16 protein-coding genes and 1 pseudogene are annotated in these 23,278 nt (G+C 37.5%); 11 read left to right on the top strand and 6 right to left on the bottom strand.

All coding sequences use genetic code 11. The features are described 5' to 3' along the window. The first annotated feature begins 227 nt into the window (after positions 1 to 227). The 6 genes and pseudogenes from RT723_RS02525 (at position 228) to prpF (ending at position 9,832) form a co-directional block, all read left to right on the top strand. Entirely contained in the window at positions 228 to 2,480 is a 2,253-nt protein-coding gene (locus RT723_RS02525; RefSeq protein WP_315945769.1) for a TonB-dependent receptor, read from the top strand. Positions 2,481 to 3,004: 524 nt separating this feature from the next. Next, a complete protein-coding gene (locus RT723_RS02520; protein ID WP_216055906.1) occupies positions 3,005 to 3,664 on the top strand; it encodes a GntR family transcriptional regulator in 660 nt (219 codons plus the stop codon). A 30-nt stretch (positions 3,665 to 3,694) separates the two neighbouring features. Further along, positions 3,695 to 4,571 (top strand): annotated as a pseudogene (gene prpB / locus RT723_RS02515) (methylisocitrate lyase). Positions 4,572 to 4,685: 114 nt separating this feature from the next. Further along, positions 4,686 to 5,810, top strand: coding sequence for a bifunctional 2-methylcitrate synthase/citrate synthase (prpC, locus tag RT723_RS02510; protein WP_315945768.1), 1,125 nt, complete (start codon positions 4,686 to 4,688; stop codon positions 5,808 to 5,810). Between the two features lie 101 nt (positions 5,811 to 5,911). Further along, a complete protein-coding gene (gene acnD, locus RT723_RS02505; protein WP_315945767.1) occupies positions 5,912 to 8,533 on the top strand; it encodes a Fe/S-dependent 2-methylisocitrate dehydratase AcnD in 2,622 nt (873 codons plus the stop codon). A 105-nt stretch (positions 8,534 to 8,638) separates the two neighbouring features. Next, positions 8,639 to 9,832: a 2-methylaconitate cis-trans isomerase PrpF gene (prpF, locus tag RT723_RS02500; RefSeq protein ID WP_315945766.1), complete on the top strand. Its 1,194-nt coding sequence runs from the start codon at positions 8,639 to 8,641 to the stop codon at positions 9,830 to 9,832. Positions 9,833 to 9,903: 71 nt separating this feature from the next. Here the strand turns inward: prpF and RT723_RS02495 are convergent, their stop codons facing one another. Then, positions 9,904 to 10,785, bottom strand: coding sequence for a LysR family transcriptional regulator (locus tag RT723_RS02495; RefSeq protein WP_216055901.1), 882 nt, complete (start codon positions 10,783 to 10,785; stop codon positions 9,904 to 9,906). 126 nt (positions 10,786 to 10,911) lie between these two features. On the opposite strand from RT723_RS02495, the gene RT723_RS02490 reads away from it, so the two are divergent. Together RT723_RS02490 and RT723_RS02485 are read left to right on the top strand one after the other, a co-directional pair. After that, positions 10,912 to 12,030 carry an efflux RND transporter periplasmic adaptor subunit gene (locus RT723_RS02490; RefSeq protein WP_216055900.1) on the top strand — a complete coding sequence of 373 codons (1,119 nt, stop codon included), beginning with the start codon at positions 10,912 to 10,914 and terminating at the stop codon, positions 12,028 to 12,030. Positions 12,031 to 12,043: 13 nt separating this feature from the next. Further along, on the top strand, positions 12,044 to 15,130 hold the full coding sequence (locus RT723_RS02485; RefSeq protein WP_315945837.1) for an efflux RND transporter permease subunit: 3,087 nt from the start codon (positions 12,044 to 12,046) through the stop codon (positions 15,128 to 15,130). A 129-nt stretch (positions 15,131 to 15,259) separates the two neighbouring features. Here RT723_RS02485 and RT723_RS02480 read toward each other — a convergent pair whose 3' ends face one another. Genes RT723_RS02480 through RT723_RS02470 form a run of 3 tightly spaced genes read right to left on the bottom strand, consistent with a single transcriptional unit; the run spans position 15,260 to position 17,827 of the window. Beyond that, on the bottom strand, positions 15,260 to 15,802 hold the full coding sequence (locus RT723_RS02480; RefSeq protein WP_315945765.1) for a heme NO-binding domain-containing protein: 543 nt from the start codon (positions 15,800 to 15,802) through the stop codon (positions 15,260 to 15,262). Then, positions 15,799 to 16,203 carry a response regulator gene (locus RT723_RS02475; RefSeq protein ID WP_315945764.1) on the bottom strand — a complete coding sequence of 135 codons (405 nt, stop codon included), beginning with the start codon at positions 16,201 to 16,203 and terminating at the stop codon, positions 15,799 to 15,801. The genes RT723_RS02480 and RT723_RS02475 overlap by 4 nt, the downstream gene beginning before the upstream one ends. Beyond that, positions 16,187 to 17,827 (bottom strand): ATP-binding protein, encoded by a 1,641-nt coding sequence (locus RT723_RS02470; protein ID WP_315945763.1) that lies wholly within the window; start codon positions 17,825 to 17,827, stop codon positions 16,187 to 16,189. Before RT723_RS02470 ends, RT723_RS02475 begins: the two co-directional genes overlap by 17 nt. Positions 17,828 to 18,121: 294 nt before the next feature. On the opposite strand from RT723_RS02470, the gene RT723_RS02465 reads away from it, so the two are divergent. Further along, the gene (locus RT723_RS02465; protein WP_315945762.1) at positions 18,122 to 19,168 is read left to right on the top strand and encodes a rhodanese-like domain-containing protein; all 1,047 of its coding nucleotides are present in this window, start codon (positions 18,122 to 18,124) and stop codon (positions 19,166 to 19,168) included. 14 nt (positions 19,169 to 19,182) lie between these two features. On the opposite strand, the gene RT723_RS02460 is transcribed toward RT723_RS02465, so the two are convergent. Both RT723_RS02460 and RT723_RS02455 read right to left on the bottom strand, forming a co-directional pair. After that, on the bottom strand, positions 19,183 to 20,130 hold the full coding sequence (locus RT723_RS02460) for a tRNA-dihydrouridine synthase (protein ID WP_315945761.1): 948 nt from the start codon (positions 20,128 to 20,130) through the stop codon (positions 19,183 to 19,185). Positions 20,131 to 20,271: 141 nt separating this feature from the next. Then, on the bottom strand, positions 20,272 to 21,177 hold the full coding sequence (locus tag RT723_RS02455) for a LysR family transcriptional regulator (protein WP_315945760.1): 906 nt from the start codon (positions 21,175 to 21,177) through the stop codon (positions 20,272 to 20,274). Positions 21,178 to 21,350: 173 nt separating this feature from the next. On the opposite strand from RT723_RS02455, the gene RT723_RS02450 reads away from it, so the two are divergent. Together RT723_RS02450 and RT723_RS02445 are read left to right on the top strand one after the other, a co-directional pair. After that, entirely contained in the window at positions 21,351 to 22,037 is a 687-nt protein-coding gene (locus RT723_RS02450; protein ID WP_315945836.1) for a type 1 glutamine amidotransferase domain-containing protein, read from the top strand. A gap of 83 nt (positions 22,038 to 22,120) precedes the next feature. Further along, positions 22,121 to 23,278 carry an iron-containing alcohol dehydrogenase gene (locus RT723_RS02445; RefSeq protein ID WP_315945759.1) on the top strand — a complete coding sequence of 386 codons (1,158 nt, stop codon included), beginning with the start codon at positions 22,121 to 22,123 and terminating at the stop codon, positions 23,276 to 23,278.

Genomic DNA, 23,278 nt, shown 5'->3' with positions numbered 1-23,278 from the left:
CTATTAAAGTCCAGTATTTATATATTCAGGTGAGGTACAATCTGCCTTAAGCTCTATATTTGATATTATATGTTTTTATCTTATCTTTTATAAATAAATTACATATATCTGGTCGTATGAGTTAATATTAACAAAGTTAAATGACCAATTAATTTAACAATCAAAACCAAGCAACAAAACAAAGTTACAACACCAATTAAAGACAACAATTTACCACTGGAAAATACATGAAAACCACGAAAACCATGAAAAAAGCGGCAATTGCTCTTAGTATTCAAGCAGCTCTATTAACTTCAATGTCCTCATTTGCTGCCGAACAAGCAGACAAAAAAGATGATTCTAAATTAGAGAAGATCACAGTAACTGCATTAAAACGTTCACAATCTATTCAAGATGTACCTGTTTCCATTGCCACATTATCCGGTGAAAAATTTGAAAACATGTTTTCATCTGGTGATGACATTTTATCTTTAGCTACACGAGTACCAGGTCTTTATGCAGAATCGTCGAATGGACGTGTTGCCCCTCGATTTTATATGCGTGGTTTAGGTAATTCAGACTTCGATTTAGCAGCCTCGCAACCGGTTTCTATTATTATGGATGACGTAGTAATGGAAAATGTTGTGTTAAAAAGTTTCCCACTTTTTGACGTTGATCAAGTTGAAGTGATCCGTGGCCCGCAAGGTACCTTGTTTGGGCGTAATACAACTGCAGGCATCGTTAAATTTACGAGCCGTAAACCAACAGATGATTTTGAAGCCTATGTTAAAGGTGGAGTTGGAACCTATGGGTTAACTAACTTTGTTGGTGCTGTTGGTGGTGGTTTAACGGATACATTGTCTGCAAGAATTTCAGTGTTAGAGCAATCAAAAGATGATTGGATTGATAACGCTCATACAAATGAAGAGAATGCGTTTGGTGGTCATAAAGACTCAGCTTACCGTATACAATTAGCTTATAACCCAACTGAGCAATTAGATGTTTTATTTAACTTCCACTCTCGCTCTCTAGATGGGACTTCATCGGTTTTCCGCGCCAATGTTTTAACGACCGGCAGTAACAAACTCAATGAAAATTATGACCGTGATTCTGTTAAGTATGATGACGGTGATAATAATCCACAAGTTTATGATGCAGATGGTTGGAGCGTAAATGTAAATTATGACCTAGGTAACATAACTGTTACTTCTATTACCGCGATGGAAACTGCGGAAGGACGTGGTAAAGGCGATATAGATGGTGGTGTGAATAACGCAGATGGTTCATCGGAACCTGGTTTTATACCATTCTCAGCCGTGACAGAAGATCAATTAAATGATTTAGAACAATTTACCCAAGAAGTTCGCTTCTCAAGTAATGGCAATAGCCAATTAAGCTGGCAAGCCGGTGGTTTTTATTATGACTCTTCATTTAGTGTTGTCAGTATCGATGGATTTTTTGGTGCGACTGAAGTATTCCATGAAAACACAACTTGGGCTTTATTTGGCCAAACAACATACCAAGTTAATGATCAATTATCCGTTATTGGTGGTTTACGTTACACAGATGATGACAAATCATTGTCAGTGGGTGATCAAAACAAAGATGGCTTTGCGTTAGTTATTGGTGCGGCAACAATTCAAGAGTATGCCCCTGTAAACGTTGGTGAAGCTAAAGTTAGTTGGGAAGCAATGGCCAACTACAAAATTGATAATGATATGAGTGTATATACTCGTATTTCTAATGGTTTTAGAGCGCAATCAATTCAAGGACGTGATATTGCTTTTGAAGGAATGCCTTCTGTTGCAGAAGCCGAAACAATAATGTCTTACGAAGCTGGTTTTAAATCTGACTTATTTAACAATACAATTCGTTTAAACGGGGCAGTATTCCATTATACAGTTGACGATATTCAATTAACTGCTGTAGGTGGTAATGGTAATAGCATAGGTTTAACTAATGCAGGTAAAGGTGTTGGAACCGGTTTTGAGCTAGATTCTGAATTCCGAGTAAATGAAAACTTACTAATTACGGCAGGTTTTTCATATAACAAAACAGAATTACAAGACGAAAGTTTATTAATTGGTGTTTGCGGTTCAGGTCAGTGTACTCCAACAGATCCATTAAGTTCTGATGGCAGTGCAGCTTACGTAGACGGAAATCCATTCCCAAATGCACCTGAAACGATTCTAACCTTAACAGGTCGCTACGCTTTCCCTATGGGAGATAGCGGTGAAGTCTTTATTTATTCTGATTATGCTTACCAAGGTGAAACAAGTTTATACATATATCAAACAGAAGAGTATGTTACAGACGGACAGTTTGAACTTGGCTTAAGAGTAGGTTACTTTAATTATGATCTTGACTTAGAAGTGGCGTTATTCGGACGTAATATTACCGATGAAGACAATTTAAAAGCAGGTATAGATTTTAACAATAATACCGGCGTGGTTAATGAACCAGCTGTCTGGGGTATTGAATTTAAAAAGTCATTTTTTTAGATACGAATATTAAGCAAAAAACCCGTTAAATATAACGGGTTTTTTTTGTCTTGATTTTATTAACAACACTTATTTACATTTATATAAAATTAACATGCTTGAATTTTAAGCAAAAAAAAGCCCAGAACAATTTAGCCTGGGCCAGAGAATGGCTCGTTTCATGAGCCGTGCGCTAACTGTGCTAGTGATGAAATGATATTTCTCACTAGGGCAACATCTACTTACTTAATGTTGACGATGGAATTAGTTTAGAACAAAAAAGATAAAAAAAAGTACTTTAATTGAATATTAATCTCTTTTAAATCAAAGGTTTATGTAATTATACATTTTAACCCACAGAGCGATGCACACCATTAACAGGGTTATTCACAGGTTATAAACAGAAGGCCGATTTACGCTTCAAAATACCTATTATAGGTATATTTTGCAAATGTGTCGACAAAGTTGGCTGGATTACTTGACGAAATAGTTATTTAAGACTAGATTGTCGACAACTTGGTAAAAAGTAGCTAATAATAACGTTTATGTTTAACTCTCAACTAGAACAAGCAATTACATCGTCAGATAAAACCTTCATTAAGTTAAGGTATGCAATTGTTGAAGGTGAAATAGCCGCTGGTAGTAAACTTAGTGAAGCTGAATTGTCGACAAAGTATACCGTAAGCCGTGCGGTGATCAGAGAAGCCATCAATCGATTAGAGTCTTGTCATTTAGTTGAACGTAAAGCCAATGTTGGGGCAAGAGTTGTCTCTTTGTCTCCAAATGGTTTAGTAGAACTTTATCAAATTCGTGAATCATTAGAAGGCATGGCTGCAAGATTAGCGGCCAAGAACATGACATCTAACGAGATTGAAGAATTAAATCAACTGTTAGAAAGTCATGCCAACAAAGTTGAGCAAGAAGGTTCTTATTACCAAGAGGCCGGTGACGTAGATTTTCATTATCGAATCATTCTCGGTTGTAAAAACAAACAACTTATCTCCTTATTAGTTGATGGTATTTATCATTTAGTTCGGATGTATCGAGTTCAATTAGGTATGTCAGGTCCGAGGATCACAACCGCATTTGATGAACACAAACATATCGTCAGTGCCATTCAAAATAGAGACGAGGAGTTAGCTGAGATGTTAATGCGTCGTCATATCATGTATTCAAAAAACAATATTGCAAATAAATTGGTGTAAACCCCAGTTACTATTTAAGAGAGTGAAATTATGAGCGCAGGAAAAAAATTCCGTCAAGCATTAGCTGACAATCATCCACTTCAAATCGTTGGAACTATTAACGCTTACTCAGCAATGATGGCAAAACAAATTGGTCACCAAGCAATTTATTTATCTGGAGGGGGTTGCCAATGCATCCTACGGTTTACCCGATTTAGGCATGACATCATTAAATGACGTTATTGTTGACGTTCAGCGCATTACGTCAGCTTGTGATTTACCCTTACTGGTAGACATAGACACTGGTTGGGGCGGTGCATTCAATATCGCTAAAACGATAAGAGATATGGAAAAAGCCGGTGCCGCGGCGGTTCACATGGAAGATCAGGTTGCACAAAAACGTTGTGGACATCGTCCAAATAAAGAAATTGTATCAGTAGAAGAGATGGTCGACCGCATTAAAGCAGCAGTAGATGCGCGAACAGACCCAGACTTTTTTATTATGGCGCGCACCGATTCGTTTGCTCAAGAAGGATTAGAAGCCGCTATTGAAAGATCAAAAGCCTATATCGCTGCTGGTGCTGACGGTATTTTTGCTGAAGCAGTGCAAACTGAAGAGCATTATCGTGCATTTTCAGAAGTATTAGACGTACCTATCCTTGCCAATATTACAGAGTTTGGGCAAACCGAATTATGGAATAAAAAACAATTGGGTGAATGGGGTGCTGCGATGGTCTTGTATCCATTAAGTGCCTTTAGAGCAATGAATAAAGCGGCAGAGATGGTATATACGTCTATCTTAGAAAAAGGCGACCAAAAAGAGGTAGTGGATACAATGCAAACGCGTATGGATTTGTATGATTACCTTGGTTACCACGACTATGAACAAAAATTAGATAGTTTATTTGCTCAAGGCAAAAACAAATAAATTATCCACCAAATCAAAAATATGACGAAAGAAAAATAAATATAAAATAAAAGGTGTTCTTAACTAAAGGTTATGGTTAATGAACATCAAATCAAACGTATTGAGGGGATGACAATGGCTGAGAAAAAATTAACAGGTGCAGGTTTACGCGGTCAAAGTGCAGGCGAAACTAAATTGTGTACAGTAGGAAAGTCGGGTTCAGGTTTAACTTATTGTGGATATGATGTATCAGATCTAGCAGACAACGCGACTTTTGAAGAGGTGGCTTATCTATTATTTAACGGTGAGTTGCCAAATCAAGCACAACTGAGTGCGTATAAAACAGAGCTTAACGGCATGCGTGATTTACCTGAGGCACTTAAAAGTGTGCTAAAACTGATTCCAGCCTCGGCTCATCCTATGGATGTGATGCGTACAGGTTGTTCTTTTTTAGGTAATTTAGAACCTGAAACTAGTTTTGAACAACAAAATAAAGCAGCAAACCGACTTCTTGCCGCTTTTCCTGCAATCATGTGTTACTGGTACAGATACAGCCATGATGGTGTTGAAATTGACTGCACCACTGACGAAGATTTATTAGCGGGTCATTTCCTCAAATTATTAAATGGCACAACACCGTCAGATCAACATCGCAAGGTTATGGATGTTTCACTTATTTTATATGCAGAACATGAGTTTAATGCATCGACATTTACAGCACGAGTGTGTGCATCAACACTATCTGATATGTATTCTTGTGTAACTGGAGCTATTGGATCTTTACGTGGTCCACTTCATGGTGGAGCTAACGAAGCTGCAATGGATATGATACTTAAGTTCAAATCACCAGCAGATGCTAAAGTACAAATGGCTGGTATGTTAGAACGTAAAGAAAAAATCATGGGATTTGGTCACGCTATTTATAGTGAATCTGATCCACGTAATGTGATCATTAAAAAGTGGTCAGAAAAGTTAGCATATGAAAATGGTGACACTTCACTTTATGATATATCAGTGGCTTGTGAAGAGTTTATGTGGGATACCAAAAAGCTATTTTGTAATGCCGATTTCTTCCATGCATCTACTTATAACTACATGGGAATTCCAACAAAACTATTTACACCGATATTTGTTTGCTCACGACTCACCGGTTGGGCAGCACACATAATGGAACAACGTGCAAATAATAGAATTATTCGCCCAAGTGCAGATTATATAGGGTCTGAGCCAAGAAAAGTAACGCCAATCTCTCAACGCTAAAGGTTAATTGTAGTATATGACCTGCAGTCAAAAGTAAACTTGACTGTAGGTCACTATTTAACTGTTTATATTCTCGCCAAAAAATACAAGTGGATTACGTTATGAATTATCAATACCGAAAACCTTTACCTGGTTATAAAATAGGTAACTCAACGATAGATTTTTTTGATACTAAAGAAGCCGTTGAAGATATTACTCCTGGGGCTTATGCAAAATTACCTTATACCTCACGCGTTTTAGCTGAACAATTAGTCCGTCGTTGTAATCCAAATGATTTAACGGATGCGCTAAGACAGTTAATCGACCGCAAACAAGATTTAGATTTTCCTTGGTATCCAGCTCGTGTGGTTTGTCACGATATTTTAGGCCAGACAGCATTAGTGGATTTAGCGGGATTGCGTGACGCGATTGCAGAGCAAGGTGGAGATCCTGCTAAAGTGAATCCGGTTGTACCCACTCAATTAATTGTTGATCATTCCTTGGCTGTAGAACATGGCGGTTCTGATTCTAATGCGTTTGATAAAAATAGAGCAATTGAAGATAGACGTAATGAAGACAGATTTCATTTTATTGAATGGACAAAAACCGCGTTTAAAAATGTAGACGTTATCCCTGCAGGTAACGGCATCATGCATCAAATAAATTTAGAAAAAATGTCTCCGGTTATACAAGCACGTGATGGTGTTGCTTATCCTGATACCTGTGTAGGCACCGACAGTCATACTCCACATGTTGATGCATTAGGTGTTATTGCCATTGGAGTAGGTGGTTTAGAAGCTGAAACTGTAATGTTAGGTCGACCATCTATGATGCGCTTGCCGGATATCATTGGGGTAAAACTAACCGGCAAACGTCAACCTGGTATTACCGCCACTGATATTGTATTAGCGATAACAGAATTTTTGAGAAACGCAAAAGTCGTTTCCAGTTATCTAGAGTTTTTTGGTGAAGGCACAAAAGAATTAACCATAGGCGATCGTGCAACTATCTCAAATATGACACCGGAATACGGTGCTTCAGCAGGTATGTTTTATATTGATCAACAAACCATTGATTATCTTAAGCTCACAGGTCGTGAACCAGAACAAGTCGAATTAGTAGAAACCTATGCCAAACACACAGGTTTGTGGGCAGATGACTTAGTTGATGTTGAATATGAAAGAGTACTTGAGTTTGATTTGTCTTCCGTATGCAGAAATATGGCGGGACCTTCGAATCCACATCGTAGATTAGCGACTTCAACTCTCACAACATCAGGCATTGCTAAAGAGTTAGGCAACTGCCAACAACAAGAAAAAGACGGTGTGATGCCAGATGGCGCAGTGATTATTGCGGCAATCACCAGTTGTACTAATACGTCTAACCCTCGTAATGTTGTCGCGGCAGGTTTAATTGCAAAACGAGCTAACGAGCTAGGTTTGTTACGTAAACCATGGGTTAAATCATCGTTTGCTCCTGGCTCCAAAGTGGCCAAATTATACTTGGAAGAATCTGGACTATTGCCTGAAATGGAAAAGTTAGGTTTTGGTATTGTTGGTTATGCCTGTACAACATGCAATGGCATGAGCGGTGCGTTAGATCCAAAAATTCAACAAGAGATCACAGAACGTGATTTATATACAACTGCGGTTTTATCCGGTAACCGTAACTTTGATGGTCGTATTCACCCTCATGCAAAACAAGCCTTTTTAGCGTCACCTCCTCTAGTTGTTGCATATGCAATTGCAGGGACTATCCGTTTTGATATTGAACAAGATGTTTTAGGTCAAGATCAACAAGGTAATGACATACGTTTAAAAGACATTTGGCCAAGTGATGAAGAAATTGATCGTATTGTAAATTCGTGTGTTAAACCGGAACAATTTAAACAAATTTACACTCCAATGTTTGACTTAGGGGCATTTGAGCCTGCGGAAAGTCCTTTGTATGACTGGCGTCCACAAAGTACCTATATTCGTCGTCCTCCTTATTGGGAAGGAGCGTTAGCGGGTGAACGCACAATGAAAGGTATGGTGCCACTTGCGGTATTAGGGGACAACATCACAACAGATCATTTGTCTCCATCTAATGCCATTCAGTTAAACAGCGCCGCCGGTGCTTATTTAGATAAAATGGGCTTACCGGAAGAAGACTTTAACTCTTATGCCACTCACCGAGGTGATCATTTAACTGCACAGCGAGCTACGTTTGCCAATCCTAAACTATTTAATGAAATGGTATTAGATCAACAAGGTGAAGTTAAACAAGGTTCGTTGGCACGTATTGAGCCTGAAGGTAAAGAAAGTCGTATGTGGGAAGCCATAGAGACTTACATGCAGCGTAAACAGCCATTAATCATCGTTGCTGGCGCTGATTATGGGCAAGGTTCTTCACGAGATTGGGCGGCAAAAGGTGTTCGTTTAGCCGGCGTTGAAGTCATTGTTGCTGAAGGTTTTGAACGTATCCACCGTACTAACTTAGTTGGAATGGGCGTTTTACCGCTCGAATTTATAAATGGCGAAACGCGTAAAACCTACAACATTGACGGGACGGAAACTTACGATGTTGAAGGTGAAATCGATTCAGGCGCTATCATGTCTGTTGTTATGACACGCCGCTCTGGTGAGATAGTCACAATTCCGGTTAAGTGTCGTTTAGATACTGCTGAGGAAGTATCGGTTTACAATGCTGGCGGTGTATTACAAAAATTTGCACAAGATTTTTTACAATCTAACAGTCATTAAAAGTGCAGTGAAGGCAGCTATAAATACATAGCTGTTAACAGCAGCAAGTTAAATGTTAACTTGCTGCTTTTCGTATTTAACTATTAGTCAAAGTAGAGCTTAATTATGAGTCAGTTACCTCAAATAAAAATCCCTGCCACTTATATGCGTGGCGGCACCAGTAAAGGGGTGTTTTTTAGTTTAACCGACTTACCAGAAAGGTGTCAGGTTGCAGGTGAAGCTAGAGATAACATGTTACTTCGTGTAATTGGCAGTCCAGATCCATATGGTAAACAAACCGATGGAATGGGAGGCGCAACGTCGAGTACCAGCAAAACCGTCATTTTATCTAAAAGTAGCCAAGCTGATCACGATGTTGACTATTTATTTGGACAAGTCGCCATTGATAAAGCGTTTGTCGATTGGAGCGGTAATTGTGGAAATTTAACGGCGGCCGTTGGATCGTTTGCGATATCAAACGGTTTAGTTGCTGCCGACAGAATTCCCCATAACGGTCATGCCGTAGTAAGAATTTGGCAACAAAATATAAAAAAAACCATTATTGCACATGTTCCAATTACTAACGGTGAAGTACAAGAAACCGGTGAATTTGAATTAGATGGTGTGACTTTTCCTGCTGCTGAAGTGCAAGTTGATTTTGTCTCGCCTGTTGATGCATCAGAAGCAATGTTTCCGACAGGGAATATCACTGATGTTTTGAACGTACCTGCTGTTGGTGAGTTTGCTGCAGCAAGTTTTTCAGTGACAATGATTAATGCAGGCATACCAACGATATTTTTAAATGCTCAAGATTTAGGTTATACCGGCACTGAATTACAAGATGCGATTAATAGCGATGAAAAAGCATTAGAACGTTTTGAAGCCATACGAGCTTATGGTGCAATAAAAATGGGCTTAATCGACAATGCTGAACAAGCGGTTGCAAGACAGCACACGCCAAAAGTGGCTTTTGTTACTGGCAACAAAGCTTATGTTTCTTCAAGCGGCAAAAGTATAGAAAGTATAGATATTGAGTTAAATGTAAGAGCCTTATCTATGGGGAAATTACATCACGCCATGATGGGGACTGCAGCCGTAGCAATAGGTACTGCTGCCGCTATCCCTGGTACTTTGGTATCTCAAGTTATCGCCTCAGGGGCAAATAGCTCAGTTACTTTTGGACACCCGTCAGGCACATTAAAGGTTGGTGCTCAGACAGAACAAGTTAATGGGGAATGGACTGTAAATAAAGTATCAATGAGCCGCAGTGCTCGAGTATTGATGGAAGGTTGGGTAAGGATCCCAAGCGACTCTTTTTAATCATTAACCCAAATATCAACAAAGAGTGATAAAAATGTTTTCACTCTTTGTTTAAATACCCAAGTTATAAATTACATTACATCCCAAATTGCTTGGGCTGTAGGTCCTAAGATTTTAGTTCTATTTTTAACAATTCGTATTTCAGCATTAATTTCTGAGTTCATTTCAGGTAATTTAAAACGTATTAAATTTTCTTCCATTTCACTTGTCCACGAAAAATCCGTAATTGGTCCCCAGCCTAGTTGTCCATTTAACGAGGCAATGAAACATGACACATCGTCAATTTTCACAATGCTATTGCTTAATTGTTTAGCTAGGCTAGTTTTATCCATATCAAAAGCTAGTTTGATAGGGGTTAGTTGCGGTATTTGTCTTAAAATTTTTGCTGTGATCTGTTCTGGTTTTGAAATATTAAAAGGCTTTAATAAATTTTTATGAATACATAATTGAAAATTTAATGGGCCTAAGCTTTTAGATTCAAAATCACCAGCACTCTCAAAAGTGATATTCCAAGGCGTGATGGCTAATTCAACTTGTTGTTCGGCAAGTAATTTTAAAGCATTTAACATCTGTGCACCTTGTAGATGCAATTCGGTGTTTGGAAACTTGCGTTGAATAGGAACTATTTTTTTTATAATTTCATTTATATTAGCGGTACTTTCAAACGCTATTTTTACTTCGTGTTCTTCACCGCGAGTATAGCTTTCACTTAAACTGTTAAGTTGGCTGACTTGAGCTAATATCTGTTTACTCTTTTGATAATAAATTTTGCCTTTTGCTGTTAATTCGAGTCGATAACCGCTGCGGTCAAAAATATTAAAACCCACATCAGATTCCAATCTTTTTATGGCCATGCTTACCGCAGGTTGGGTTTTATATAATAAGGTTGCTGCTTCATTGATCGATCCTGAGGTAACAACAGCTTGTAGGGTTCTAAGTTGTTCAAAATTCATGTTTAATCTTAATTAGTGAATATAATCTATATAAGTTAATTTTATGTAGATGTTAATTTAATATAAGTATTAATTAAAGCATAACTTAACTAGTATGTGCACACTAAATTGCGATGGAAAAATATTATGTCTGTATTTAAAAATATTATTGTTAACACCTTAACACTGGCAAGTGTGAGTTTGTTGTTTGCCTGTTCTGAGTCATCAACAAACCTAGAACCCGTTAAAGAGTTGATCCGTCCCGTTAAAGTTGCGGAAGTGGTATCAACAAATGGCAATAATATAAAAACCTTTCCGGCAACCGTTGAGCCAACGCAAATTGCGCATCTTACTTTTAGAGTAAATGGCGAAATTGAGAAATTATTAGTCGTTGCTGGCGAGCACGTTATAAAAGGGCAGTTGCTTGCAACGCTCGATGATAGAGATTTTTCGTTACAACTAAAACAAGCGCAAGCTAAATATGAATTATCTAAGAGCCAATTCTCTCGCTCTAAAAAACTATTTAAAGAGCAGTTGATATCAAGTTCTGCCTTTGATGAAGCCAAAGCCCAACTCGATATTGCAGAAGCCCAACTAAATGTTGCTCAAACCAACCTTAAATATACATCTGTGGTTGCACCATTTGACGGTATTGTCGCTCAATTAAACATAGAGCAATATGAATTTGTACAAGCAAAACAGCCAATTATGGAACTTCAAGGCCGTAAACAAGTAGACATTGCAATTCAAGTGTCTGAAAACGTAATGGCTAAATTACCAAAAAGTGCTGAAAGCAATGAATACCAACCCACTTTCATTTTAGATGTGAACCCGGATCGTAAATTTAAAGTGAAATTAAAAGAACATGACATCACACCAAACCCTGCAACAAAGTCATATAAAGTTGTATTTGCTATGGACAGCCCAGAAGACATTAATGTTTTAGCTGGAATGACGGGTGATCTTATAGTTGAAATGGATCAAGTATTAGAAGTTAAAAATGCGTACTTTTCAGTACCAGTGGAGTCGATTTTTTTACCAAACGAATTTGCAGGCCAAAACAAAACGTTTATTTATAAGTTAAATGCAGCTAACAAAACCGTATTAACCGAAGTAGAAGTAATAAAAATTAACAACGATAGCGCGACGATTAAACCTACCGTTGTGGATGAGTTAAATATTGGTGATTTAGTCGTTGCCACAGGCAGTCACTTAATCTCAAATGGCCAACAAGTGAAACCGTGGTCAAGAGAGAGAGGGCTGTAATATGGCTAAAGGTATGGACATCGCAAAATACTTTATTCGCCAGAAAACCACATCTTGGTTGTTATCCGTTTTACTTTTAGTTGGTGGGGCAATTTCATATACCAATTTAGGTCAGTTAGAAGACCCAGAGTTTGTGTTAAAACAAGCCATAATTATTACCCAATACCCTGGCGCATCACCAGAACAAGTAGAAGAAGAAGTTACTTATCCATTAGAAAATGAAATCCAAAAGTTGGCTTACGTCGACAATATTAAGTCCATCACGTCCAACGGTATCTCCCAGATCATTGTTGAAATGAAATCGACCTATCGTAAACAAGAGTTACGCCAAATTTGGGATGAACTTAGACGTAAAGTTAATGACTTTAGCCCTAATTTACCTGCAGGTACTTCTACCCCTATCATCAAAGATGACTTTGGGGATGTGTTTGGTGTGTTGTTTGCTGTTACAGGTAAAGGTTTTGCCTATGATGAGATCAACGATTATGTTGATTTTATTCGCCGTGAGTTAGTGCTGTTAGATGGCATTGGTAAAGTAACGGTTGAAGGGAAACAACAAGAGCAAGTCATTATTGAGATCTCAAATAACAAAATGATCTCGTTAGGGTTATCTACTGATTATCTTTATCAAGTTTTAGCCCAACAAAATGTAGTGTCTAACGCTGGTTCTGTCAGAGTTGGTAACGAAAATATACGTTTCCACCCAACCGGTGAATTCACCTCGGTGCAAGAGTTAGGTGACTTAATTGTCAGTCCATCAGGTCAAAACAAACGCATTAAGTTATCTGATATAGCCAAAGTCTACCGGGACTTTGTTGAGGTACCATCACATATTGTTAGGCATAACGGTCAACAAGCTATATATGTTGGTTTATCATTCGCCTCAGGTGCCAACGTTGTCGACGTAGGAAAAACCATAGAAACAAAACTTGCCGAATTAGAACAATACCGTCCATATGGTATGGAGTTAAGTACGGTTTATAACCAACCACAAGAAGTTGCCGTTTCGGTTAAAGGCTTTATCGACAGTTTAGTGTTGGCAGTGGTCATCGTTATCATCATTTTATTATTGTTTATGGGCTTTAAAACCGGTTTATTAATCGGTGGTATCTTATTAATTACGGTTATGGGTACCTTCATCTTTATGAATATGTATGGTTGGCAGTTACATCGTGTTTCTCTAGGCGCTTTGATAATTGCACTGGGGATGCTGGTTGATAATGCCATCGTGGTGGTTGAAGGTATTTTAATCGGCATGCAAAAACGTTTATCAAAAGTTGAAGCGGCCTCGTTAATTGTAAAACAAACTAAGTGGCCACTTTTAGCGGCTACGTTTATCGCCATTATCGCATTTGCACCGATTGGGTTATCACCAGATGCAACGGGTGAATTTGCATCATCTTTATTTTATGTCTTATTAATATCTTTGTTATTAAGCTGGGTAACGGCAATTACCATTACGCCATTTTTTGCAAACTTATTGTTTGTAGATACGAAAGGCAATTTATTGGCTAAAGCACAAGCTAAAGATGAACAGGAACAAAGTAACGAAGATCCATATAAAGCAGGGATCTACCTAGCGTATAAACGAATATTGGAGTTCACCTTAAAAATTCCAAAAACGACTATGTTACTTATGTTTGTGTTATTCATCAGTGCGGGTTATGGGTTTAAGTTTGTAAAACAAGCCTTTTTCCCATCATCAAATTTACCTATGTTTTATTTGGAATATAGATTGCCGTCAGGCTCTGATATACGAGCAACGTCAGAAACGGGGGCTGAGTTAGAGCGATACGCAAGCCAACTAAATAAAGTGCAATTTGTCTCGTCGACGATTGGCCGTGGTGCAACTCGTTTTATGCTGACCTATAAAATGGAAATGAATTACAGTAATTACGGACAACTGATCATTCGAGTTGAAGATAAAGAAAACATAACCCCTGTTATTGCCGACTTAAGGGAACATCTAAAAAATAATTATCCTAGTGTTGAAAGTAAAATTACCCGAGTCAATATTGGACCTGCATCTGGTGCCAAAATAGAAGCCAGAATCTCAGGTTCTGATCCTGTGGTATTAAGACAATTGTCGGATAAAACCAAACGTATTATAAGTGCAGACAAAGGCGCGATGAATATCACCGATGATTGGAAAAATATGACAAAAGTTATTCGTCCTATATTTAATGCTAAAGTAGGGCGAGAAGTGGGTATATCTAAGTCAGATGTGGATAATCTTCTATTAACCAATTACCGAGGTAAAGCGGTAGGCGTATATCGCGATGGTACAGAACGTTTGCCTATCTTAATTCGATTGCCAGACAACGAAAGACAAACCATTAATACTTTAGAAGACATGCAAATTTACAGTCCGGTGTTAAAACAATATATCCCGATCACTCAAGTTGTCACTGAGTTTAAACTGGAATTTGAAAACCCTGTGATCATGCGTCGTGACAGAAAACGCACCATCACAGTAATGGCAGATCATGATATTTTGTCAAACGAAACCGCAGCGCAATTATTCGCTCGTGTTAAACCTCAAATTGAAAAAATTGAACTACCCGCTGGATACAATATCAGTTGGGGCGGCGAGTTTGAGGCAAGTGCAAAAGCACAAAAACCTATCTTTGGCTCGTTACCTTTAGGTTATGGCATGATGTTTATTATTACTATTTTATTATTTAATTCCTTTAAAATTGCAACTGTAATATGGACCACCGTACCGTTGGCCATCATTGGTGTAACAATTGGTTTTTTAACAACCGGAATTCCATTTGGTTTTATGAGTTTGTTAGGGTTATTGAGTTTGTCAGGTATGTTAATAAAAAATGGTATCGTTTTGGTTGAACAGATCACCCTTGAAAAAGAAGAGGGCAGAGAACTGTATGATGCCATCGTTCATGCTTCTGTGAGTCGTGTAAGGCCTGTGTCTATGGCAGCAATAACCACAGTGCTTGGTATGTTACCTTTATTAACCGATGACTTTTTTAAGAGTATGGCTGTGGTCATTATGTTTGGATTAAGTTTTGCCACTGTATTAACGTTAATTGTCGTTCCGGTTATGTATTCTTTGTTAATCAAAGATAAAAGTAAGTCTTAGGGGTTTAGTAAAAATAAAAAAGCCAATTAATATTTTTCGTATTCAATAATTTGGCTTTTTACTTACTTTCATCCAATTCTATTTCAAGGTTTCATTAAATAACGACTAACTGAAAAATTAGGACGCCTTTTACTTTAATGTTATGTCTATTTTAATTACGTTTTCACCTTGATAAACTCCTTCAGTTTTTACTACTTTTCCATCGGTATTAAAATGCGCTAAACAGCCGATTACTAATCCAACTGCTAAATCTTCAAAGTGGCGTGAAGATAAGTAATACATTGTTAATTGATTTGTTGATTTTTGTTCGTGGTGAAAACGAGGTAATTCTGCATCGGGATAAAGCTTTTTAACTTCAACATGAATATAATTATCAATGTTTTTCAAAAATTCAAATGGGTCCGTAATACCTTCGAAAAAGGTAGGGTAGCGTTGTGAAAATCGGCCAAATAAATGTTTTCCAAAAACCTCCAATATAGTAGGAACGGGAATTCCTACCGCTTGGCTTAGATTATCGGTCATTCGCACTATCTCTTGATGATCATAGGTGCCTACTGCAGTATAAGCTCCACTATTTGGAAGTTCACTTTTTTCAATAATATCTTCTAGAATATCAACTGAGAATACATCTTCCACCATTTCCATAAACTCGGTGAATACCATTCCTTTCATATCTTATATACCTTTTTAATATAATTTTTTAATGAGTCGATCACGCGATCAGAATTAAATGGTTTAACAATAAAGCCATTAGCGCCCATCTTTATTGAGTTAGTGACATTTTCTGTAGAGCTTTCACCTGAAACCATTACCACCATTAAGTCGGGGTGGGATTGACGAACATCTTTTAATATAGTTAAGCCCGTAGTAGTGGGTAATTCGATATCCAAATAAACTAGATTGATTTTATCATCGGTTATTCGTTGAGGGATATTTAAACCGGTTTTTGAGTGAAAAAAGTTGGCATTGATATTAATTTTTTGGTCGTTTATACAGGACAATAAAATACTACGTAGTAGCTCTCTAGTGTGTTCAACATCATCCACTAATAAAATATTAATTTCTATATTCATTCAATACATCCAAAACTTTATGGTTAAGCTTGATACAAGATTTAATTGCGGTCTCATCCTGCTGGTTTCTTAATAACAACAAAGATTCTTCAGCTAATAGAGTTAATTCATCATACCCAAAAGTTCTTGCTGATCCTTTTATTATATGGGTTGACATGATTAAATTAGTATAGTTCAAACTATTGATACTTTTGCCTATTTCTAAATGTTGCTTATTTAATTCTTTATAAAACAATTGTCTAATTTTGGCATCCTGAACCTTATTTTCAGAACATACATTAGGGAGTATTTCTTTGTTAACACTTTTGTTCTTTGTTAAGTGTTTTCTTAGTACGTGATATAAGTTCGTTAACTCTAGCGGTTTACCTAACGTACCTGTAAAGCCAATTTCAGCATACTCATGAATGTCAGATGGCATAATATTAGCTGTAAGCGCATAGGTTGGGATACTAATACCTAGTTGTTTAAGTGCCTTTAACGCTTCTTTCCCATCCATAACAGACATTTGAATATCCATTAGAATTAAGTCGTAAGAATTGATTATTGCTTTTTCTAATCCTTCTTGACCATTAGTCGCTAAATCTACATTAGCCCCAGTTTTTTTTAAGTGAAAAGAGATCAGTTGTTGATTCAATTCAGTGTCTTCAACCAATAATATATTGCCAGTTAACGTAGGAATGTCTTCAAGTTTAACTTCAACATTGGTTATTTGATTGCCTGCGTTATATTTACCCTCATGAGATTGGCAGGGAATAGTTACGCTAAATTTTGAGCCTTGACCTAGGGTTGAATTTACACTGATGCTGCCATTCATAAGTTCTACTAAACTTTTAGTAATAAATAAACCTAATCCTGTTCCACCAAAGTTACGAGTGATACTAGTATCAGCTTGGCGGAAAGATTCGAATATTAAGGTTTGTTTTTCATTTGCGATCCCTACTCCAGTATCGATTACATCTATTTGTAATGCATTAATTTTGGCTATAAAACTTACTTTGATTTGCACTTTGCCTGTTATAGTAAACTTGATCGCATTATTGACTAGATTATGAAAAATTTGTTTTATTCTAGTAGGATCTGTAACTATCCATTCTGGTATAACCGTCTCCAATGTTAATGAAAACCCCAAATCTTTCTGTTGACAATTGAGTTGGTAAATTTGTTCTATATCAAGCAATAAATGAGGGAGGTTGAAACGTACTAGCTCTAACTCTAACTTTTGATTTTCTATTTTGCTGAGATCAAGAATTTCACCCAGTAAAGCAGTTAAGTGACGACCACTTCTAATAATCGTTGTTAAATGTTTATCACTCTCTATTTGCGAAGGTTTATGTTGTTGCAATACTTCGGCAAAACCGATGATAGCCGTTAATGGTGTTCTTATTTCATGGCTCATATTTGCTAAAAACTGAGATTTAGCTTGATTGGCGGCATAAGCTTCATGTTTGGCTTTTTCAGCTTCTTTAGTCCTTTCTAATACCTTTTGTTCCAAGTTTTCTTTAAAACGTTCTAACTCTTGATTACGCTCAAAAAGTTCAATAGATTTTTGTTCTAGAATACTTTCTGCGGCTTTTCTTGCTTCGCGTTCTCTTTGATACCGTTTATTAAGTCTATCTTCATTCATTTAAATATATTTCTCTTGATATACAGCTTCACTATAGACAACATTTTTATGTTTGATAACTTAATTAAAAAAACAAATGCTGATATTTCGATATAAACTATGGATTCCGAATGATAGGGCTATTAAAAGTAGGTAACCGAAATCGAATTGTTATCCCAATGAAAAGTATCGGTTAAGTTACCGTAAAATATTTAGTAAAACTTTATTTAATTTACTCACAGTGGTTTAATATTAGCACCGACTAATATATTGTGTTTGAAATGAGTTATTTAAAACCCAAACATAGGTGGAAATATGATCTTTAGACAGTTATTTGATGCCAAATCTTCAACATTCACATACATTTTGGCCGATGAAAAAAGTAAAGTTTCAGTGATCATCGATCCTGTATTTGAGCAAGTTAATAGAGATCTTGCCTTAATTAACGAACTTGGTCTTAAATTAGCTTATGTTTTTGATACACACTGTCATGCCGATCATGTAACGGGAAGTTGGTTATTAAAACATAAAACCAATAGCTTGATTGCCAGTGCAAAAGCGATTGGCGCAGAAAATGTAGACGTTCAACTTAAAGACAACGATAAAATATCTTTTGGTCAATATGAGATTGAAGTGAGAGCTACACCAGGACACACTGATGGCTGCTTAACTTATGTTCTCCATTCTCAAAAAATGGCTTTTACTGGAGATGCTTTACTTATTCGTGGGTGTGGTCGTTGTGATTTTCAACAAGGTAGTGCCAGCCAGTTGTTTGATTCAATTCTTCAACAGATATTTTCTTTACCGGACGATTTCTCTTTATATCCCGGCCATGACTACTCAGGCCGTTGTTCAACCTCAGTTGCAGAAGAAAAGCAATTTAATGCTAGGTTAGGCGGAAATGCCAGTAAACAAGATTTTATTGGTTATATGGATAACATGAAGTTACCACACCCTAAATATATTGATATTGCTTTACCGGGCAACCTCGTGAGTGGCAAGCCAGAAGAAATTCCACAGGAACCTACTTGGGCACCTGTTGAATTAAGTTATGGTGGTATATATCAAGTGTCACCATATTGGGTGGCCACTCATTTAGATAAAGTTACCATACTTGATGTTCGTGAAAATGAAGAAGTTCAACAAAGTAAAATTAAAGGTGCGGTTACTATACCTTTAGGTGAGGTGAGCGCAAAGTTATCTACCATTCCCACTGATAAACCAATAGTGACCTTCTGTCGCTCTGGTAGACGTTCAGCGCTAGCGGTTGATATATTAAAGAAATCAGGGCTTACAGATGTCGCCAATATTAAAGGTGGTATGTTGGCGTGGCAGGATCAAAGTTTACCTTATAGTTTTTAGCTCTCGTATTTACCTTAACAAGCTAGCCGTTGTCGATTAATAGCGTCATACATGTCAGCGGCTTTTTTGATCACTCTTATTTCACGGAAAAACGGCTCAGCTTCAGGGTATTGTTGTTTTATATAGACAAACCACTGTTTAACTCGGTTTGAATAATACAAACCTTTGTCACCCTCAATTTCATATTTTGAGTATTGCAATATTAACGTAAGTAACTCTTGCCACGTGAGTTTGCTAGACAAACCTTTGATCCATGCCGCTAAGTTTGGAACCGCCAAAGCCCCACGACCTAACATAATATTTTCACATTGAGATTGAGCTTGGCAATTGGCCGCATCATCTGGATTCCAAATTTCACCATTGGCAATAAGCGGGGTATCAACGTGCTGCTTAATTTGTTTGATCCAATCCCAATAAGCAGGTGGTTTGTAACCGTCTGACTTAGTACGAGCATGAATAGCAATTTCACTGGCACCGCCTTCAGATAATGCTTGTGCATTTTCAATAGCTAGAGATTTATCCTCATAACCCAAACGCATTTTTGCCGTAACAGGGAGGTGACTAGGTACTGCAGCTCGTACTGCTTTAAGTATTTTAAATAAAGTCTCTGGCTCTTTTAATAAAATAGCGCCGCCTTTGTTTTTATTAACCAGCTTTGCTGGGCAACCAAAGTTTAAATCTATCCCAGGACTACCAAGTGATGTAGCTACCACGGCATTTTCTGCCAGCCAGTTTGGATCTTGGCCAAGTAATTGGATACGTACAGGCACACCAGAAGGGGTTTTACAGCCATCTGAGTTTAATAGTTCTGGGCAGAGGCGATAATAAACACGGTCAGGCAACTTTTGATCAACAATTCGTACAAACTCTGTCATGCATAAATCGATGCCACCCATAGTGGTCAGCATATGTCGCATTAAATGATCGATAACTCCTTCCATTGGCGCAAGGACAATTTTCATGTAAACGTACTCATTCGTTTTTGCCTCGTGCCATGATGCTAGAGGAGCTTTAAAATTAGGCGCGGATTATACAGGTTTAACATTCTATTCATAATTTAAAATCAAGGTTAATTCAGATCCGGATCAACCTATTTTTAAGGGTTATACTTTCACCTGTTGCTTAGCAAAATAGTCTTTTAAAAAGTCTAATAATAAGCGTACTTTTTTGGTATTGGCTGCACCTGGTAAAAACACACCAAAGATATTGATATCACTGAGTTCGTAATCACTCATCACTTGTTCTAACGTACCGGCTTTAATTTTTGGCCATGCATCGTAAATTGGCACTCTCCCTATACCATGCCCGCCTTCAATAAATGCGGTTCTGGCTGCGGCATTATTGGTACTTATACTGCCTTTTGTTGCCACACTGTAAGAACGAGCACCTTTTTTTAATTCAATATTACCTGAGGTGAGTTTGTAAATGATCCAGTCATGTTGGGTTAAATCAGATGGTTTTTTTGGCCGCCCTCGCTGGTTAAAATATTCCGGCGAACCACATAAACACATAGGTAACACCGACAATTTAACCGCTTGTAACCCACTGTCGGCTAGAGGTGCGCCACGGATAGCAATATCAATCCCTTGCTGCATAATGTTTATAACTTCGTCGGTTAACATTACGTCTAAATCTATCTTGGGGTATAAACCTCTAAATTGATTTAACGCGGGTATAATCGTTTGTAAACCCACATTAACTGGGCAGGTTATTTTAATTAACCCCTCAGGTTCATTTTTGATGTTTTCTATTTGTTGATTAGCAGCAAACGCTTGTTCCGCAATAATGCGACATCGTTCATAATATTCACTACCCGCCTCGGTTAACCCAATGGTGCGCGTAGAGCGGTTTAACAAAGTCACACCAAGCTGTGTTTCTAATTTTTTAATATGATAACTGACGACGGCACGACTTAAGTTTATGTGTTTTGCTGCACCAGACAAGCTGCCTTGCTCAACCACTTGAGCAAATACCACCATACTTTTTAACTGTTCAAAAGAGACATCCATAATTGATCACTCCGTTAGTTTTATTAAAACAATTATCTGCTATTTTATTGTATCAAAAATTTTGACAATGATATCAAATTACTGTGCATTGTTGGTTTTTGTTTGGTCTATATACTTATCTCATCAAATTAAGATTAATAACATTTATTAATTAAGTTAAAAGAGAGAAAATGATGACGTTTAAAATATTAATGGTTCTTACATCACATGCAGATTTAGGCGATACAGGCGAAAAGACTGGCTTTTGGGTAGAAGAGTTTGCTGCCCCATATTATATCTTTAAGGATGCTGGCGCTCAAATTACATTAGCTTCTCCTTTAGGTGGACAGCCTCCAGTTGATCCTAAAAGTGAATTAGAAGATTTTCAGACGGCAGCAACAAAACGTTTTGATGCTGACCATGAAGTGCAGCAGTTAATTGCTAATACAGAAACTTTATCGGCAGTAAACGCAGACGATTTTGATGCTGTATTTTACCCAGGTGGTCACGGCCCTTTATGGGACTTAACCGACAATGCAGATTCAATTAACTTATTGCAAAACTTTATCGCGCAACTTAAACCCGTTTCGGCGGTGTGTCATGCAACGGCTGCATTACTAAATGTAAAAGATACTAACGGCGAATTGTTCATTAAAAACAAAGAGATTACCGGTTTCAGTAATAGTGAAGAAGACGCAGTGCAATTACGTGAAGTTGTACCATTTATGTTAGAAGATGAAATTGTCAAACGTAACGCTCTATACCAAAGCGGAGCAGACTGGCACCCATTTGTTATCCAAGATGGGTTAGCAATTACGGGTCAAAACCCTGCCAGCTCTGAACTTGTAGCGCAAAAGCTACTTGCATTGTTAGCAGAATAAGTAAGTTATAAAGCTCCAACGTTTTAAATAATCAAGTTTAATAAAACTAAGGTGTGTATTCACACCTTAATGGAAGGAAAGACATGTTTAATTTTAGTTTTGAAAATACAACCAAGATTCATTTTGGCGAAGACAAAATTGCAGCCATCAGTAAAGAAATACCAGCGAACGCTAAAGTCTTATTAGTTTATGGTGGTGGTTCAATTAAAAGTAATGGTGTTTATGATCAAGTGGTTGAAGCGTTAAAAGATCATACCTTTGTTGAATTTTCAGGCATAGAACCTAACCCCAATTACAATACGTTAATAAAAGCATTACCTGTCATTAAAGGAAATGACATTGATTACATTTTAGCGGTAGGTGGTGGTTCTGTCGTAGACGGTGTGAAGTTTATCGCCGCAGCAGCGTTCTTTGAAGGTGATGAACCTTGGGACATACTGTCGAAACAAGCACCAATTAACAAAGCGCTACCAATCGGTGTTGTTCTAACATTACCAGCAACGGGGTCGGAATCTAATATTGGTTCGGTTGTGACTAAAGACGGAAATAAACTAGCGTTTATGCACCCATTTGTTCGACCTAAGTTTGCGGTACTTGACCCTAAAGTGACTTTATCCTTATCTGAACGCCAAGTAAGTAACGGTGTGGTAGATGCGTTTGTACATACGATTGAACAATACTTAACGTATCCAGTAAATGGCAAAGTACAAGACCGTTTTGCAGAAGGTTTATTACTTACTTTGATTGAAGAAGGTGAGAAAGTATTACAACCTGAGTTCAATAAAGATTTGGAAGTTCGAGCTAACATAATGTGGGCCGCAACTATGGCGTTAAATGGTCTTATTGGCACGGGTGTACCACAAGATTGGACGACACATATGTTAGGTCATGAATTGACAGCAGAGTTTAATATCGATCACGCTCGTACCTTATCTATCGTACTACCAGCTGTGATGAAAGTATGTAAAGCTGACAAACACGCTAAGTTAGTTCAATACGCTGAACGTGTATGGAATATTACGACAGGATCAGACGAACAAAAAATTGAACAAGCGATTGCTAAAACAGAAGCATTTTTTGTTGCGATGAAAGTGCCAACTCGTTTATCTGACGTTGATGTAGATGCTTCAAAAGTTGATACTTTAGTTAATCGTTTAGAAGCACATGGAATGACACAGCTTGGTGAACACCAAAAAGTGACATTAGATGTTAGCCGTGAAATTTATCACCTAGCGTTGTAG

This window comes from Psychrosphaera aquimarina (assembly GCF_032461525.1).
Taxonomy (GTDB): domain Bacteria; phylum Pseudomonadota; class Gammaproteobacteria; order Enterobacterales; family Alteromonadaceae; genus Psychrosphaera; species Psychrosphaera aquimarina.
Note: the sequence above shows the minus strand (reverse complement) of the source record. Positions and strands in the feature narration are given on the sequence as shown.